This is a genomic window from Hydrogenivirga sp. 128-5-R1-1 (assembly GCF_000171895.1).
The window spans coordinates 1-1115 of sequence record NZ_ABHJ01000497.1 but is presented as its reverse complement, the minus strand read 5'-3'; the positions used below and the strand labels follow the sequence as shown (position 1 = coordinate 1115).

Below are 1115 nucleotides of genomic sequence, written 5' to 3'. Positions count from 1 at the left end.
GGTACAGTTTTACAGAAAAGGTTTTGAGCTGAAAAATAAAAAGTTTTACCGCAGGTTTTACACTTATTGTTATAGATTATGTTTTCTATTAAACTAATTAACATAATTAATAAAATAACATTTTTGGAAAATTTATGAGACTTTTTTACATAATTTTGTTATTAATTACAACCCACATTTATGGTCTTGAAATCGTTTCAAATTATCCACTTCCACAAAATAATATTGAAGAAGTTTACAACAGCTTAGATAGAAAAGAGGATATAGTTAAATTTTTAAAAAAAACGGAAAGTTTTTTAGATATAAAATATAAAAATCAGAAACTATACCTGTTAAGAAAACCTTTAATCAAAAAAATTATAATAAAAGGTAATGATTCATACTGGGATAGGGAGATAAAAGGTATAGCTGGTATATATGAAGGTAAATACATATCTCAGGACGAGCTTTCAATTATACCTTTAAAGCTAAAGCAATTTTATTTTGACAATGGATTTTTAGACGCAGAAATATCAGTAAAACTAACAACTGATATGAAAGGAAACTCCTATATAAACATTAATATAAGAGAAAATAAAAAGTATAAAATAAAAAATATAAAATTTATTTCAGATAGAAAAATTTCTCCTGAAATTCAAAATAAATATGAAAAGGTTTTAAACTTAAAAAATAAAAGTTTTAAATTTTCAAATGTACAGTCAAAAATAGAAAAACTCCTCCAAAGAATTAAAAAAGAGGGATATTACGATGCTTTTATTTCTATTTTCAATTTACATAAATTGAACGATAAAGAACTATCTTTATATATTAATATTGTACATGGCTTTAAATATAAGATTAAATTCGTTGGGAACTATTCAGTAGATAAAAATATTCTTTTAAAATTTTCTGAATTTGAAGAAAACGGAGTAAATTATTATCAGATACAAAATTTTGCTAAAAAAATACAGCAATTTTATAAATCAGAAGGTTTTTTAGATGCAAGTGTAGATTACTCATATAAAGAGTTTTTAGAAAACAAAAAAGCTGTTATTACAATTTACATATATGAGGGTAAAAAATATAGAATTTCAAAAATTAAAATAGATTCAGACCATAAAATCCCAAAAAGCTTA

1 protein-coding gene is annotated in these 1115 nt (G+C 22.8%); it reads left to right on the top strand.

Annotated elements, in window-relative coordinates; genetic code table 11:
* Positions 1–134: 134 nt before the first annotated feature.
* Positions 135–1115 (top strand): POTRA domain-containing protein (locus tag HG1285_RS00395; protein ID WP_008289674.1); only part of this gene is annotated, 981 nt, incomplete at its 3' end.